Origin of the sequence: Amycolatopsis sp. NPDC051102 (assembly GCF_040682815.1) — a bacterium.
GTDB lineage: Bacteria > Actinomycetota > Actinomycetes > Mycobacteriales > Pseudonocardiaceae > Amycolatopsis.
On sequence record NZ_JBFBBT010000019.1, the window covers coordinates 1 to 14,397 of the forward strand.

Below are 14,397 nucleotides of genomic sequence, written 5' to 3' on the forward strand. Positions count from 1 at the left end.
CCCTCCCCTCCTCCCTCGCCCTCATGCCAGCGCTTCCGTGACCTCGTCGACCGTCAGCCACGGCTCCGGGGCCAGGATCTTCGCCACCTGTGGGGCGAATGCCGGTGATGCGACGATCACCTCCCTCGTCGGGCCGTCCGCCACCAGCTCGCCGTCGGCCATGACCACCACGCGGGTGGCCACCGTGGCCACGAACTCGACGTCGTGGGTGGCCAGCACCACCGCGCGGCCCTGCGAGGCCAGCTCTCGCAGGATCGCGGCGAAGCGCCTTTTCGCGTGGTAGTCGAGGCCTCGGGTCGGCTCGTCGAGCAGGACCACCGGTGGGGCCGCCGCCAGCTGGACCGCCAGCACCAGCGCCAGTCGCTGCCCTTCCGAGAGATCGCCGGGGTGCGCTTCACCGGCGATTCCCGGGGCGAGCCTGTCCAGCAGGCCCCTGGCCGTTCCTGCCGGTACCTCGGACTCGGTGTCCGCCTGTGCGCACTCGGCGTCCACCGAATCGAGGTACAGCAGGTCGGCCGGGGTCTGCGGGACCAGGCCGACGCGCTGACGGGCCACTCGTGGCTTGAGCGAGGCAGGGTCCGCGCCGCCGACGTCGACCTTCCCCGCCGACCTCGGCCCGCTGCCCTGCACCGCCCAGAGAAGCGACGACTTGCCGGAGCCGTTGCGTCCCATCAGCGCGACCACCTCTCCCGGTCCGGCACGCAGGTCGACCCCACGCACCGCCAGGACATCTCCGTATCGGACCACCACCCCTCTCACGTCCAGTGCCGAACCGGTCACGGAGAGACTACGACCCACCACCGACAATTTCTGCAGCCGCGATCGCAGCGGGCCCGCGACCCGCCGTGCGTCCCGCACCGACAACGGCAGCGGTGACCAGCCCGCGAGCCGTCCGAGCTCGGCGATCGGCGGCGCGATCGACGACGTCGTCAGGATCTCGGCGGGCGTCCCCGACTGCACCGAACCGTCGCCCGGCAGGTACAGCAGGCGGTCCGCGTACTGCGCGACGCGCTCCATCCGGTGCTCCGCGACGATCACCGTCGTCCCCAGGTCGTGCACCAGCCGGGTGATCGCCGCCAGGACGTCCTCCGCCGCCGTCGGGTCCAGCGCCGACGTCGGTTCGTCGAGCACGACCACCGACGGGTGGGCCGTCAGGACCGAGCCGATCGCGACGCGCTGCTGCTGGCCGCCCGACAGCGTCCGAAGTGGACGGTTGCGCAGCTCCGCGATGCCCAGCAGGTCCAGCGTCTCCTCGACCCGCTTGCGCATGACGTCCGGCGGCACCGCCAGCTGCTCCATCGCGTACGCGAGCTCCTCCTCGACGGTGTCCGTCACGAACCCGGCCAGCGGGTCCTGCCCGACGACGCCGACCACCGACGCCAGCTCGCGTGGCGGGAACGCCGACGTGTCGCGCCCGGCCACGAGCACCCGGCCGGCCAGCCGGCCGCCGGTGAAGTGCGGGACGAGCCCGTTGAGCGCGCCGAGGAACGTCGACTTGCCGGCCCCGGTCGGCCCCGCGACCAGGCACAACTCGCCCTCTTCGACCACCAGCGACACGTCCGAAAGCACCGGACGGGCCGCGTCCGGGTAGGTCACCGTGACCCGCGAGAACTCGATCACCGGACGACCTCCGCAACCGGGGGCGCAATGACCGCGGGCAGCGCCGCGACCAGCAGGGACACCACGTGCACCCAGGAAACCTCCGGCCAGCGCAGCGGGCTCAGCGAAGGGAACAGCCGGTCCGGGTCCACCCGCGCGGTCACGAACAGCAGCACGCACGCCGCGACGCCGGCCGCGACGACCAGCGTCTCCGGCCACTGCCACGGGTCCGGCCGGTACGCCGTCCGCCGCACCCGGCGCCCGCCGACGACGAACCCCACGACGGCCACCACCAGCCCGGCCGCCAGCAACGGCACCCCGAGCCAGACCGGCGCCGTCCCGTCGAGCACGCCGTAGACGCCGACGCACACGCCGGCCAGGCCGGCCAGGACGCAGGCAGCGATCAGCGCCCGCAGCCGCAGGCTCAGGTACTCCCGGCGCCCGTAGCCCCGCGAGTCCATGGCGGCCGCCAGCCGCAGTGACCGGTCCATCGCGTCCTCCAGCACCGGCACCACGATGCCCTTGACCGCCCGCACCCCGCGAGTCCGGCCCGCCCGCAGCCGCCGGGCCCGTCGCACGCGCTGCACGCTCTCGACGAGCTGCGGGGCGACCGTCAGCGCCACCGTCACCGCCGTGCCCACCTCGTACAACGCGCCGGGGACCGCCTTGAGCAGGCGTTTCGGGTTGGCCAGGGCGTTCGCCGCGCCGACGCAGACCACCATCGCCGCCAGCCGGAGGCCGTCGTAGAAGCCGCCGAGGAGCTCCTCCGCCGACGTCGGCCCGAGCAGGGACAACCCGGCTGTGAGCGGGATCCGCGGCAGCGTGAACAGCACGTGTCCGCCGTCTTCGCCGCCGACGAGGATCCGGAACAGCACGCGCGAGGCGACGATCAACGCGCCGACGTAGACGTACAGCCGGAACGCCAGCGCCCACGGCGCGTCACTCCGCCGGTTCGCGACGACGAACCCGGCGACGGCGATGACCAGCCCGAGCAGCAGCGGGTTCGTCGTGCGGCTCGCGGCGACGGCCAGCGCGAGCGCCCAGGCCCACCAGGCACCGGGGTGCAGCGCCCTACTGCGCACGCCGGCGACGGGCGACGACGATCGCGGCGCCGCCGACCAGCAGGATCACGACGGCGCCGATCACCAGGCCCCACGGGAACGAGCTGCCCTGGTCGGCGGCGGGCGCGGGAGCCGGCGTGGCCGCCTGCCGGACCGGCGGCACGCGCGGCGGCGACGGCAGGTCGTTCGCCGACTTCGGCCGCGCGAACGCCCAGCCTTCGAACCCGCCGGGGGCCGGCTTCGCCGTCTGGGCGCCTTCCTGGCTCGACGTCCAGCTGCCCCCGGCGGAGGCGTGCCAATAGCTCCAGTACGCCGTCGCCGACGGCATCCCCGCGCAGGACTCGACGTCGGGGCCCGGCTTGCCGTTGATCCGGCAGGCCACGGCGAGGCCGTACTTCTGCGAGCCCGCCACCTCGATCCCGGCCTCCTGCAGGGCGGCGATGCCGTTCGCGGGCGTCCCGGGGGCGCAGCGGACCAGCGAAGCGGGCTCCAGGTCGCCGAAGTCGACGACCACCGTGACGCCGCCGCCCTCGGGGCACGCCCCCTCCGTGCCCGTCGCCGAAGCGGGGGCGGCGCCCACGAAGGCGGCGCCGAACAGGAGGGCGCAAACAACGGCGAAGCGGGAGGCGATCATGCAGGCACTTTAACCACGCCGGCACCCGCCGAAGGTGCGGTTCCGGCGCGACGCGGGACACACCTAGACTGCGGGCCGTGGGACAGCTCATCGCGGACGGACAGCTGCGCGTCGGCCTGGTCGGCGCCGGCCCGTGGGCGGCGACGGTGCACGCGCCCGGCCTGGCGGATCACCCCGGCACCGCGCTGACGGCGGTCTGGGCGCGGCGGGCGGAAGCGGCGCAAGCGCTTGCGGAGACGCACTGCGCGGCGGCCGCGGCCAGTCTCGAGGAGCTGTTCGCGCAGGTAGACGCGGTCGCGTTCGCCGTCCCGCCGTCGGTTCAGGCGGAGCTGGGCGTGCGCGCGGCCGAAGCCGGAAAGCACCTGATCCTGGAGAAGCCGATCGCCGCCGACCTCGCCGGCGCGCAACGGCTGGCGGACGCGGTCGCGGCGGCCGACGTCGCCGCGCTCGTCGTGCTGACCCTGCGCTACTCCGCGCAGACCCAGGAGTGGCTCGCCGGCCTCGCCCAGGCAGGTGGCTGGGCGGGCGGCGGCGCGCGCTGGCTGTCCGGCGCCCTGCTCGGCGGCCAGTACGCCGGCTCGGCGTGGCGGCAGGACGACGGCGGCGCGCTGTACGACATCGGCCCGCACGCGCTCGACATGCTGGACGCCGCACTCGGCCCGATCACCGAGGTCGTGGCGGCCCGGCAGAGCCCCGGCGACCTCTGGCACCTGATGCTCGCCCACGAGGGCGGCGTCGTCAGCACGGCCACGCTCTCGCTGCGGCTGCCCGTGCAGCCGACCGTCGTCGAGGTCGCGGTCTGGGGCCAGCACGGCTACCGGACGCTCGGGCGCAAACCAGGCTCCGCGCAGGAGTCCTACACCGCGCTGCTGGACGACTTCGCGGCGATGATCGCCAGCGGCACCACGACGCACCCGTGCGACGTCCGGCGGGGGCTGCATCTGCAGGCGCTGCTGGAGCAGGCACGCCGACTGGCCGCGAAGTAGTACACAGGCACGCTTCGCGTACTTGCCCTGCGCCGCAAGGGTTTCCTGCCGACGCCCAGAATTCATCCACAGGGTTGTCCACAGCATCCACTGTGGACGGTTTGCCGCCTCCTGACCGAACCACGAGCGGACAAACGGCGCCACCGGAAAGATCACCGGATGGTGCGGGTACGCGATATCTGATCCATGACGGCCGGAAATCCGGTTGCCGGCCGTGCGACCATGGCCGGGAAGAGCCCGTTCGACTTCAAGGAATGACTGCCTATGCCTGGCGCCGTCCCCGGCGTCGGCCCCCGCTAGGCCCGACGCCCAGCGCTCTGCCCGCACGCCGGTCACCGGCGGCGGTTCCTTGACGTGCTCTCGAAGGGCTCTCATGTCTGCCATCCAGACCTACGTCCGCAAGACGGCGCCACGCGGGCGGGTGACCGAGCGGGTCGGCCCGTTCCTCGCCACCTTCTCGCCGGACACGCCCCACCCGATGCTCAACTACGCGATCCCGGACGACGGCGCGAAGCCGGCCGTCGCCGAGATCGACGCCCTGACCGGGGCGTACCGGCGGCGGGACCTGCTCCCGCGCCTGGAGTACTTCACCGACGTCGCCCCCGACCTGGAGAAACTGCTGGTCGAGGCGGGGTACGGGCTCGAACGGCGGGTGCCGCTGATGACCTGTGCGCCGGACCAGCGCGTCGACAGGCCGGCCCCCGCGGGCATCCGCCTGCGTGCGCCGGAGACCGGCGCGGACTTCCGGCGCATGCGGTCGGCGCAGAACATCGCGTTCGGCGAACCCGCGGAACCCGGCGAAGCCGAACAGCCGAGCACCGGCGTGCGGTACCTCCTGGCGGAGGACGTCGCGACCGGCACGGTCGTCGGCGGCGGCCTGGCGCTCGAAATCGTCGACGGCACCACCGAGGTCGCCGGGATCGCCGTGCTCGAGGCGTACCGCGGCCGCGGGATCGCTGCGGCGCTCACCGCGCACCTCACCCGGTCGGTCCACGAGGCCGGTGCCCACACGGCGTTCCTCACCCCCGGTGACCTGGGGATAAGCAACGTCTACGCCCGCGTCGGCTACCGGCCGGCGGGCGAGTGCGTGCACCTGTCGTTGAGCTAGTCGTCGAAGCGGCCGGAGCGGCCACGCTTCACGTCGCTCCGGCGCTTCTTCGACGCCAGGCGACGCTCCTTCGAACCGCGAGACGGCTTCGTGGGGCGTCGCTTGGCGGGCGGCGGCGCCGACGCGTCGAGCAGGAGGTTCGCCAGCCGGCCGCGCGCGGCCTCGCGGTTCTGAAGCTGCGAGCGGTGTTCGCTCGCCGCGATCGTCAGGACGCCGTCGACCAGCCGTGATTCGAGGCCGGCCAGGACCCGGTCACGCAGGTGCTCGGGGATGGACGGCGAGGAAGCGACGTCGAAGGACAGCTCGACGCGCGAGTCCGTGGTGTTCACGCCCTGCCCGCCCGGGCCGGACGACCGCGAAAAGCGCTCGCTCAACTCGGCTCCCGGGATCACGAACCGGGAGCCGACCACCACGTCTTCGGCTGCCACGTCAACCAGTGTGACAGCCTGATCAACCGCGTTTCAGAACCGCGGGTGGTCGCCCGACAGCACCGCGCGCGGGCCGTCGACGTCGCCGGCGGGCTGGACCTCGCCCAGGATCCACGCCGGGACGTGCCGCGCGGTCAGCATGGCCAGCGCCCGGTCGACGTCCTCGGCGCCGACGATCGCGACCATGCCGACGCCCATGTTGAACGTCTTCTCGAGCTCGGCCCGCTCGACCTTGCCGCGCTGGCCGATCAGCGCGAACACCGGCGCCGGCGTCCAGGTGCCGCGTTCGAGCCGGGCGACCAAGCCGCGCGGCATGACGCGGGCGAGGTTCGCCTCCAGGCCACCGCCGGTGATGTGCGCGAACGTCCGGACCTCGGTCTCGGCGGCCAGCGCCAGGCAGTCCTTCGCGTAGATCCGCGTCGGCTCCAGCATCTCCTCGCCGAGGGTGCGGCCGAACTCCTCGACGTGCCCGTCGAGCGGCATCCGGGCGATGTCCAGCAGCACGTGCCGGGCCAGCGAGTACCCGTTCGAGTGCAGACCCGACGAGCCGAGCGCCAGCACGACGTCACCCGGGCGGACCTTCTCCGGCGAGAGCAGCTGGGACGCCTCGACCACGCCGACGCCGGTGGCCGACATGTCGTAGTCGTGCTCGCCCATCAGCCCCGGGTGCTCCGCGGTCTCGCCGCCGAGCAGCGCGCAGCCGGCCTTGACGCAGCCCTCGGCGATGCCGCCGACCAGGGCGGCGATCTTCTCCGGGTGCACCTTGCCGACGGCGATGTAGTCCTGCAGGAACAGCGGCTCGGCGCCGGTCACGACCAGGTCGTCGACCACCATGGCGACCAGGTCGATGCCGACGGTGTCGTGCTTGTCCAGCGCCTGCGCGACCGCGATCTTGGTGCCGACGCCGTCGGTCGACGACGCGAGCACCGGCTCCTTCCACTTGTCGAGCTTCAGGGAGAAGAGCCCGGCGAAGCCGCCGACGCCGCCCAGGACCTCGGGGCGCGTGGCCCGCGCGGCGTGCGGCTTGAGCAGCTCGACGGCTTGGTCACCGGCGTCGATGCTGACTCCGGCGGCGGCGTACGTGGCGCTCGTGGACTCGCTCACGGTGGAAGGACTCCCTCTGGAAGGAACTGCTAGGGACGCCGGACGGCGTCTTCGGCACCGTACCCGGCGGGACTGACCGGGGTCGCCGCGCCATTGACCGCGTCGAGGCTTTCGAGCAGGTGCTTCCCGATCAGCGCGTCCTCCGGCAGCGGGATCGGATACTCGCCGGAGAAGCACGCCGTGCACAGCCGCGACTTCGGTTGTTCCGTCGCCGCGACCAGGCCGTCCAGGGAAATGTAGCCCAGGGAGTCGGCTCCGATCGAGCGCCGGATGCCGTCGGTGTCGACGCCGTTCGCGACCAGCTCGGCCCGCGAGGCGAAGTCGATGCCGTAGAAGCACGGCCAGCGCACGGGCGGTGACGCGATCCGGACGTGCACCTCGAGCGCGCCGGCCTCCCGCAGCATCCGGACGAGCGCGCGCTGGGTGTTGCCGCGGACGATCGAGTCGTCCACCACGACGAGGCGCTTGCCGCGGATGACGTCCCGCAGCGGGTTCAGCTTGAGCCGGATGCCCAGCTGGCGGATGGTCTGCGACGGCTGGATGAACGTGCGCCCGACGTAGGCGTTCTTCACCAGGCCGGTGCCGTAGGGGATGCCTGAGCCCTGCGCGTAGCCGATCGCGGCCGGCGTCCCGGACTCCGGTACGGGCATCACCAGGTCGGCCTCGACCGGCTGCTCCTTGGCGAGCCGGCGGCCGATCTCGACGCGGGTGGCGTGCACACCGCGGCCGGCGATCGTGGTGTCCGGGCGGGCGAGGTAGACGTACTCGAAGACGCAGCCCTTGGGGTCCGGGTTCGCGAACCGCGACGAGCGCAGGCCCTCGGCGTCGATGGCGATCAGCTCGCCCGGCTCGACCTCGCGGACGAAGGACGCGCCGACGATGTCGAGGCCCGCCGTCTCGCTCGAGACGACCCAGCCGCGCTCCAGCCGGCCGAGCACCAGCGGGTGCACGCCGTGCGGGTCACGGGCCGCGTACAGCGTGTTCTCGTCGGAGAACACCAGGCAGAAGGCGCCCTTCAGGGTGGGCAGCAGCTCCATGGCCGCCGCCTCGATGCCCTTGTCAGCGGCGTTCGCGGCGAGCAGGCCGCAGATCAGGTCCGAGTCGCTCGACGAGCCGGTCAGGCCCGCGTGCGGCTTGAGCCCCGCCTCGATGGTGCGTTCGCGCAGCTCGGCGGTGTTGACGAGGTTGCCGTTGTGCGCAAAGGAGAGGCCGCTGCCGGTCTCGGTGGTGCGGAAGATCGGCTGCGCGTTCTCCCAGATGGTCGCGCCGGTGGTCGAGTACCGGCAGTGCCCGACGGCGATGTGGCCCTGCAGCGACTGCAGGATCTGCTCGTCGAAAACCTGGCTCACCAGGCCGAGGTCCTTGAAGACCACGATCTGCGAGCCGTCGGAGACGGAGATGCCGGCGGCCTCCTGGCCCCGGTGCTGCAGGGCGTACAGGCCGTAGTAGGTCAGCTTCGCAACTTCTTCCCCGGGAGCCCAGACGCCGAAGACGCCACACTCCTCACGGGGTTCCGGTTCGGGCTGGTCGGACACGAGCTGCGGGTCGGAAACCACCGAGGAGCTCCTGGGAAGACGTGGTCAGGCCGATTTCAGTGTAAACGGTCCGATCGCCGGCCCGGCCCCGCCCGACGTGGTTCTGACCACTTCGGACAGGGGCGTGAGCCTGCACGTCTAGCACGCGTCCGGCAGGGAGAGGATCTCCGTGAGCACCTTGGCGCCCTCGCCGCGGCGGCGCCACAGCCACCGCTCCGGCTCGAGGATGTTCTCCTCGGTGCCGGGCATCCTGGTCGCCACAACGTCGTCTTCGGCGTTGAGCCGGACCACGTCCACCACGTCGTCGTGCACCCGCACGCCGACGACGGCGAGGACCTCACCGCGCTCGTCGGCCGGGTGGACGAACTGGTAACCGCGAGCCACCAGCTCCTGCAGTCCGGTTTCGATGTCGAAGACGGGGGCGACGGCCTCAGCCGAGGACATCGTCGAATTCGCCGTCCTTGGCACCCGCCAGGAAGGCGGCCATTTCCGCGCGGGTGTACACGAGGGCCGGGCCGGTCGGGAAGCGCGAGTTGCGCATCGCGATCTCCCCGTTGGTCAGCGGAGCGACTTCGACGCAGTTGCCGACCGCGCCGCTGTAGCTCGCCTTGCGCCACTGGGCACCGGACAGCCGATCGGCCGGGATGCCGTTTTCGAATCGCTCAGCCATGGTTCCCACCTTTCGATGCGGAAGATCCTTTCGGGCCGATGCATCTGCATGTGCATTTGCCCGCGTGTCGGAGGCTAGCACGTTCGCATGCAGCGGTAAATGCACGTGCAGAAGTTCTTGCAAAGTTCTCTGACGGTAAAGAATCCGACGGTTCCGGTTAACCCAATAGGTGAGTGACGCCCGCACGAATGGCGCAATCGCTACCGTTAGTCACCGATCTTGCGGCCCCCGGCGCTGGTACGGCGGTTTCAGATCTCCTGACGCCGCTTCGCGAGCATCGACCGGCTTCTCTCCGGCGTCTCCGCGTCGACGGCCAGCATGTCGAGCGCGCGGCTGTACTTTTCGATCTCTTCGCGCTTCTCGATGTAGTGCGCGCCGGTGAGGTATTCGACGTACGCGATGTTCGGCAGTTCCGGCTCGCCGAACCGCAGCAGCGAAAACGCGTGCTCGGCGGACAGACCGCTGCGCGTGAACGGCAGCACCTGGACCGACACGTGCGGCAGCGCGCTCATCTCGAGCAGGAATTCGATCTGCTGCTTGAGGACTTTCATTCCCCCGATCGGGCGATAAAGCACCGACTCGTCGAGCACCATCCACACCCGCGGGGCGTCCGGCCTGCTGAACATCTTCTGCCGGCGCATGCGCAGCGCGACCAGCTGGTCGACGCGCTCGTCGGCCATCTCCGGGCGGCCGTGGCTGAAGATCGCCCGCGCGTACGGCTCGATCTGCAGCAGGCCCGAGACGTAGATCGGCTCCCAGATCTGGATTCGCGCGGCGGCTTCTTCGAGGCCGACGAGGTCGGTGAACCAGTTCGGCATGGTGTCGCCGAAGCGCCGCCACCAGCCCGGCTCGTTCGACTGCTTGACCATCTCGAGGAACGTCCGGCGCTCGGTCGGGTCGTCGACGCCGTACATCGTGAGCAGGTCGGTGACGTCGCGTTCCTTGAAGCCGACGCGGCCCAGCTCGAGCCGGCTGATCTTCGACTCGGACCCACGGATGTTGTAACCGGCCTGCTGACGGGTGATGCCGGCCTCTTCACGGAGCCGGCGGAGCTGGGAGCCCAGGATCATCCGGCGTGCCGTGGGGCCGATGTTCTGTTCACCTGCGGACGCGTTCACCGCGTTCATTCCCGGACCTTCCGCGCTCACGTCACCAGGGGGTTCTAGCCCGACTACCGAAAGTACACGTTGGGCCGTCCTGCGCAAAGAGGTGACCCGGTTTACCGCATGCGTGTGGAGTCCTACTCTACGTACAGTACGAGACTTTCGACACAGAACTTGCGAGGTTCAAGATGCCCGACGCCGCGACCCGGACCGAACGAGTTCCCGTCGGGGTCGACCCGACCCGAGCGAGCATCGCCCGGGTGTACGACGCCTTCCTGCTCGGGAAGGACAACTACGAGATCGACCGGGAGGTCCTGCACAAGGTGCAGAAGGCCGCCCCGGAAGCCCAGGACCTGGCCTTCGAGAACCGCGGCTTCCTCATCCGCGCCTGCCGCTTCCTCGCCAGCCAGACGGGCATCACCCAGTTCCTCGACCTCGGCTCCGGCCTGCCGACGGCGGAGAACACCCACTCGGTCGTCCAGCGGATCAACCCGGAGACCAAGGTCGTCTACGTCGACAACGACCCGGTGGTCCTCGCCCACGGCCGGGCGCTGCTCGAGGAGAACGAGCACACCCACTTCGTCTCCGAGGACATCTTCGAGCCGCAGCGGATCCTCGAGAACGAGGTCGTCCGCGAGCACATCGACTTCAGCCAGCCGCTCGTCCTGCTGCAGATGGGCACGCTGCACCACTACAACGGCGACCACGACCGGCCCGCCCAGATCATGCGGGAGTACGTCGACGCGCTGCCATCCGGCTCCTTCGTCGGGATCAGCCACTTCTTCGACCCCGAGAACGAGGACTCCGCGACCGCGCGCCGGATGGAGGACTTCTTCCTGCACAGCCCGATGGGCTCCGGCACCTTCCGGACGCAGAAGGAGATCGAGGCGCTGTTCCCCGGGCTCGAAATGGTCGACCCGGGCGTGACCCTGTGCGCCGACTGGTGGCCGGACGGCCCGCGGCTCAAGGACCTCAACGTCGCGCAGCGGACCATCGCCGGCGGAGTCGGCCGCAAGCCGTGACCCGCGCTCCCCTCCGTCAGAGCCGGACGAGGGGGAGCCAGTGGGACAGGTCGGCCCGGGTGCCCGACGCGGACACCCGGCCGTCCCCCACCGCCGTGGTCCAGTCCAGTCGCCCGGTCGCCAGTTCGAGCCACGTCCGCGGGTCGGTCTCGATCACGTTCGGCGGGGTGCCCCGCGTGTGGCGCGGACCCTCGACGCACTGCACCGCGGCGAAGGGCGGCACCCGCACTTCGACCGTCCGGCCCGGCGCGTCGGCCGCCAGCGCGCGCAGGGACAGCCGGACCGCCGCGGCCAGTTCCGGGCGCGCCGGATCGGGCGCATCGCCCTGCAGCCACGGGGAAATCGCCAGCACCGCCGCACGTAACTGTCCGGGGTCGACCGAACGCGAAGAGGCCATGGGCAAACAGTAGAGTGGCGCACCAAGACTTGGCAGGTACACCCGAGAACGTGGGGATGACGATGGCGCAGCGGGACGAGGCGGATCGGATGGTTTCGCAGCAGCCCACCGGAAGCGGAGCCGATCGCCCCGGCAGGCACGGCAAGCACAACCGCGCCGCGCGGCGCGAAGGCCAGCAGGCGCGCCGCACCGGCAAGCACGGCACGCCCGAGATCACCGCGGAGATGCGGGCGAACGCCCGCACCAACCCCAACAGCTGGCTCTACGTCATCGACGAGGCCTTCGACCCGAACGGCCCGGTGCCGTCCTGGGCGGTCGTCGGCGCCTACCCGGTGAACGGCGCCGGCGACGTCGTCGCGGACTTCCACCCCAACGACCGCTACCGCCCTTCGCCCAAGGCGCTCGGCTTCCCGGACCCGGCGAACGACCTCGAGCACCTGCTGCAGCTCGTCCGCACCGAGCACCGCCCGCCGTCGGACCTGCCGAAGGTCGTCCTCGACGCGACGCTGTTCGTCTACGCGATGTCGCCGGTGCAGCGGACCGTCATCGGCTTCCACAACACCGACGGCCGGGTCATGGTGCCCGCGTACACGCGCAAGTCGCTGGTGCCGAGCGAGTGGCCGCACGCGCGGGCCGTGCTCGGCCGCGACATCGTCGGCCTGCTCGGCGGCCACCCCGTCGCGATCAACCCGCACGACCTGATCACCGCCGTCGTGCCGGCGGAGCACCTGCTGAAGGCGCTCGCCGAGGAACGCCGCTGACCTGCGGATCCAACTCCATCGGGTGACCACCCGAGTCGCCGATCCGGCGGCTCGGGTGCATCGTGAGGCTGAAGAAGTCTCTCGAAAGCGATGGGGTGCAAGAGGGTGAAACGTCGTTCGCTGGTCCCCTTCGCCGCCGCTGTGCTGCTGCTCGCCGGGCAGTCCCCGGCGACCGCCGCGGACGGTTACGCCGGCGCCGAGGACCACTACGCGGGTTCGCAGATCGCCAAGGTCGAGGGCGTCGGCGAAGCCCCCGACGTGCTGTACGGGGGTGACGACCAGCAGCTCGGCCACGACGTCAGCGGGCACCAGGGCCCGGTCGACTGGTCCGGCGCGGCGGGGTCGGGCGCCAAGTTCGTCTACGTCAAGGCGACCGAGGGCACCGGGTTCGTCAACCCGCAGTTCGCGCAGCAGTACAACGGCTCCTACCAAGCCGGCATCATCCGCGGTGCCTACCACTTCGCGCGGCCGGACATCTCCGACGGCGCGTCGCAGGCGCGGTACTTCCTGGCCCACGGCGGCGGCTGGTCGGCCGACGGCAAGACGCTGCCGGGCGCGCTCGACGCGGAGTACAACCCCTACGGCGAAACCTGTTACGGCAAGGACGCCGCGGGCATGGTCGCGTGGATCCGCGAGTTCTCCGACACCTACTTCTCGGTGACCGGCCGGCTGCCGACGATCTACACGTCGACGAGCTGGTGGAAGCGCTGCACCGCGAACAGCGCCGGCTTCGGCGGCAATCCGCTGTGGATCGCGCGCTACAACACCTTCATCGGCGAGCTGCCGGCGAGCTGGACCATCCACACGATCTGGCAGTTCGCCGACAGCGGCCCGCTGCCCGGCGACCAGAACTGGTTCAACGGCCCGGCGGACCGGCTGCTCGCGCTCGCACTGGGCTGAACGGCCGAAAGTTGCGAATAATAGGTGTTAACCACCAACCAATTGAAGATCGACTTCCGGAGAAAATCACCCACACGTATACCCAATTTCACGGAACTGAGTGACAAACGGCACGTCGTCCCTAACAATCGTGCACGGGCGGCTACCTGCAGTAAGCCGCTCGTCGCGAGGGTATCTGTGAAGGGATCCGACATGTCCACTTCCCGAAGAAGGCGGCTGTTCGCCGCCCTGGTCGTCCCGGCCACGCTGCTCCTGCTCGGCAGCACGGCCCAGGCGACGACCTTCTCCCCCGAAGTCGACCCCGTGGCCGCGATCAACGCGGACATCGCCACGCACAACCACGAGCTGGGGTCGCAGATCCGGCGCGTCGAAGGTGACAAGTCGACGCCGGAGACGCAGCAGGCCGCGCAGCAACCGCAACCGGCGCAGGCCATCCCGAACCAGGTGCTGGCCACAGTGGCCGGTATGGACGTCGCCAGCTACCAGGGCAACGTCGACTGGGCGAGCTGGTGGAACCAGGGCAAGCGGTTCGTCTGGACCAAGGCCACGGAGAGCACCAGCTACACGAACCCGTACTTCGCGCAGCAGTACAACGGCTCCTACAACCAGGGCTTCATCCGGGGCGCGTACCACTTCGCCACGCCGAACACCTCGAGCGGCGCGGCGCAGGCGACGTACTTCGTCGCCCACGGCGGCGGCTGGTCGAAGGACGGCAAGACGCTGCCCGGGGCGCTGGACATGGAGTACAACCCGTACGGCGCGACCTGCTACGGGCTGAGCCCGGCGGCGATGACGGCGTGGATCCTCGACTTCCACGACACCTACCACGCGAAGACCGGCCGGTACCCGGTGATCTACACGTCGGCGAACTGGTGGGGCCAGTGCGTCAGCGGCGACTTCTCCAGCACAGCGCCGCTGTGGGTCGCCCGGTACTCGTCGACAGTCGGCGCCCTGCCCTACAACTGGGGCTTCTACACCGTCTGGCAGTACACCTCGAGCCCGCTCGACCAGGACACCTTCAACGGTGCCTACGACCGGCTCCAGGCACTCGCCAACGGCTGACCATCCCCACCGGCTCCCGGATCGTGC

16 protein-coding genes are annotated in these 14,397 nt (G+C 70.9%); 6 read left to right on the forward strand and 10 right to left on the reverse strand.

The annotated features are described in order from the left end of the window. Positions 1-21: 21 nt before the first annotated feature. From AB0M93_RS36395 to AB0M93_RS36405, 3 genes are read right to left on the reverse strand one after another with little or no spacing between them, the layout of a single operon-like run. Positions 22-1,620, reverse strand: coding sequence for an ATP-binding cassette domain-containing protein (locus AB0M93_RS36395; RefSeq protein ID WP_364282547.1), 1,599 nt, complete (start codon positions 1,618-1,620; stop codon positions 22-24). Beyond that, positions 1,617-2,681 carry a CbiQ family ECF transporter T component gene (locus AB0M93_RS36400; RefSeq protein ID WP_364282550.1) on the reverse strand — a complete coding sequence of 355 codons (1,065 nt, stop codon included), beginning with the start codon at positions 2,679-2,681 and terminating at the stop codon, positions 1,617-1,619. The genes AB0M93_RS36395 and AB0M93_RS36400 overlap by 4 nt, the downstream gene beginning before the upstream one ends. After that, positions 2,671-3,294 carry a hypothetical protein gene (locus AB0M93_RS36405; protein ID WP_364282553.1) on the reverse strand — a complete coding sequence of 208 codons (624 nt, stop codon included), beginning with the start codon at positions 3,292-3,294 and terminating at the stop codon, positions 2,671-2,673. The genes AB0M93_RS36400 and AB0M93_RS36405 overlap by 11 nt, the downstream gene beginning before the upstream one ends. Before the next feature lie 77 nt (positions 3,295-3,371). On the opposite strand from AB0M93_RS36405, the gene AB0M93_RS36410 reads away from it, so the two are divergent. After that, a complete protein-coding gene (locus AB0M93_RS36410) occupies positions 3,372-4,280 on the forward strand; it encodes a Gfo/Idh/MocA family oxidoreductase (protein WP_364282556.1) in 909 nt (302 codons plus the stop codon). Between the two features lie 373 nt (positions 4,281-4,653). Continuing rightward, entirely contained in the window at positions 4,654-5,388 is a 735-nt protein-coding gene (locus AB0M93_RS36415; protein ID WP_364282559.1) for a GNAT family N-acetyltransferase, read from the forward strand. Here the strand turns inward: AB0M93_RS36415 and arfB are convergent. The 6 genes from arfB to AB0M93_RS36445 all read right to left on the reverse strand — a co-directional run bounded on the left by arfB (position 5,385) and on the right by AB0M93_RS36445 (position 10,252). Continuing rightward, a complete protein-coding gene (gene arfB / locus AB0M93_RS36420; RefSeq protein ID WP_364283011.1) occupies positions 5,385-5,801 on the reverse strand; it encodes an alternative ribosome rescue aminoacyl-tRNA hydrolase ArfB in 417 nt (138 codons plus the stop codon). The genes AB0M93_RS36415 and arfB overlap by 4 nt on opposite strands. Positions 5,802-5,849: 48 nt before the next feature. After that, positions 5,850-6,920 (reverse strand): phosphoribosylformylglycinamidine cyclo-ligase, encoded by a 1,071-nt coding sequence (gene purM / locus AB0M93_RS36425; RefSeq protein ID WP_364282562.1) that lies wholly within the window; start codon positions 6,918-6,920, stop codon positions 5,850-5,852. A 29-nt stretch (positions 6,921-6,949) separates the two neighbouring features. Further along, entirely contained in the window at positions 6,950-8,476 is a 1,527-nt protein-coding gene (gene purF, locus AB0M93_RS36430; protein ID WP_364282565.1) for an amidophosphoribosyltransferase, read from the reverse strand. Between the two features lie 117 nt (positions 8,477-8,593). Next, complete coding sequence (locus AB0M93_RS36435; protein WP_364282568.1) at positions 8,594-8,899, reverse strand: hypothetical protein; 306 nt, start codon at positions 8,897-8,899, stop codon at positions 8,594-8,596. Further along, the gene (locus tag AB0M93_RS36440; RefSeq protein ID WP_103347895.1) at positions 8,886-9,125 is read right to left on the reverse strand and encodes a DUF397 domain-containing protein; all 240 of its coding nucleotides are present in this window, start codon (positions 9,123-9,125) and stop codon (positions 8,886-8,888) included. Before AB0M93_RS36440 ends, AB0M93_RS36435 begins: the two co-directional genes overlap by 14 nt. Positions 9,126-9,373: 248 nt before the next feature. Next, positions 9,374-10,252, reverse strand: coding sequence for a helix-turn-helix transcriptional regulator (locus AB0M93_RS36445; RefSeq protein ID WP_364282571.1), 879 nt, complete (start codon positions 10,250-10,252; stop codon positions 9,374-9,376). Between the two features lie 164 nt (positions 10,253-10,416). On the opposite strand from AB0M93_RS36445, the gene AB0M93_RS36450 reads away from it, so the two are divergent. Beyond that, positions 10,417-11,250: an SAM-dependent methyltransferase gene (locus tag AB0M93_RS36450; protein ID WP_364282574.1), complete on the forward strand. Its 834-nt coding sequence runs from the start codon at positions 10,417-10,419 to the stop codon at positions 11,248-11,250. A gap of 16 nt (positions 11,251-11,266) precedes the next feature. Here the strand turns inward: AB0M93_RS36450 and AB0M93_RS36455 are convergent, their stop codons facing one another. Further along, positions 11,267-11,647 (reverse strand): sterol carrier family protein, encoded by a 381-nt coding sequence (locus tag AB0M93_RS36455; protein ID WP_364282577.1) that lies wholly within the window; start codon positions 11,645-11,647, stop codon positions 11,267-11,269. A 56-nt stretch (positions 11,648-11,703) separates the two neighbouring features. On the opposite strand from AB0M93_RS36455, the gene AB0M93_RS36460 reads away from it, so the two are divergent. The 3 genes from AB0M93_RS36460 to AB0M93_RS36470 all read left to right on the forward strand — a co-directional run bounded on the left by AB0M93_RS36460 (position 11,704) and on the right by AB0M93_RS36470 (position 14,370). After that, positions 11,704-12,408 (forward strand): type VII secretion system-associated protein, encoded by a 705-nt coding sequence (locus AB0M93_RS36460; RefSeq protein ID WP_364283014.1) that lies wholly within the window; start codon positions 11,704-11,706, stop codon positions 12,406-12,408. Between the two features lie 90 nt (positions 12,409-12,498). Continuing rightward, positions 12,499-13,308, forward strand: coding sequence for a lysozyme (locus AB0M93_RS36465; RefSeq protein ID WP_364282580.1), 810 nt, complete (start codon positions 12,499-12,501; stop codon positions 13,306-13,308). A gap of 192 nt (positions 13,309-13,500) precedes the next feature. Continuing rightward, complete coding sequence (locus tag AB0M93_RS36470) at positions 13,501-14,370, forward strand: lysozyme (protein ID WP_364282583.1); 870 nt, start codon at positions 13,501-13,503, stop codon at positions 14,368-14,370. The last annotated feature ends 27 nt before the right edge of the window (positions 14,371-14,397 follow it).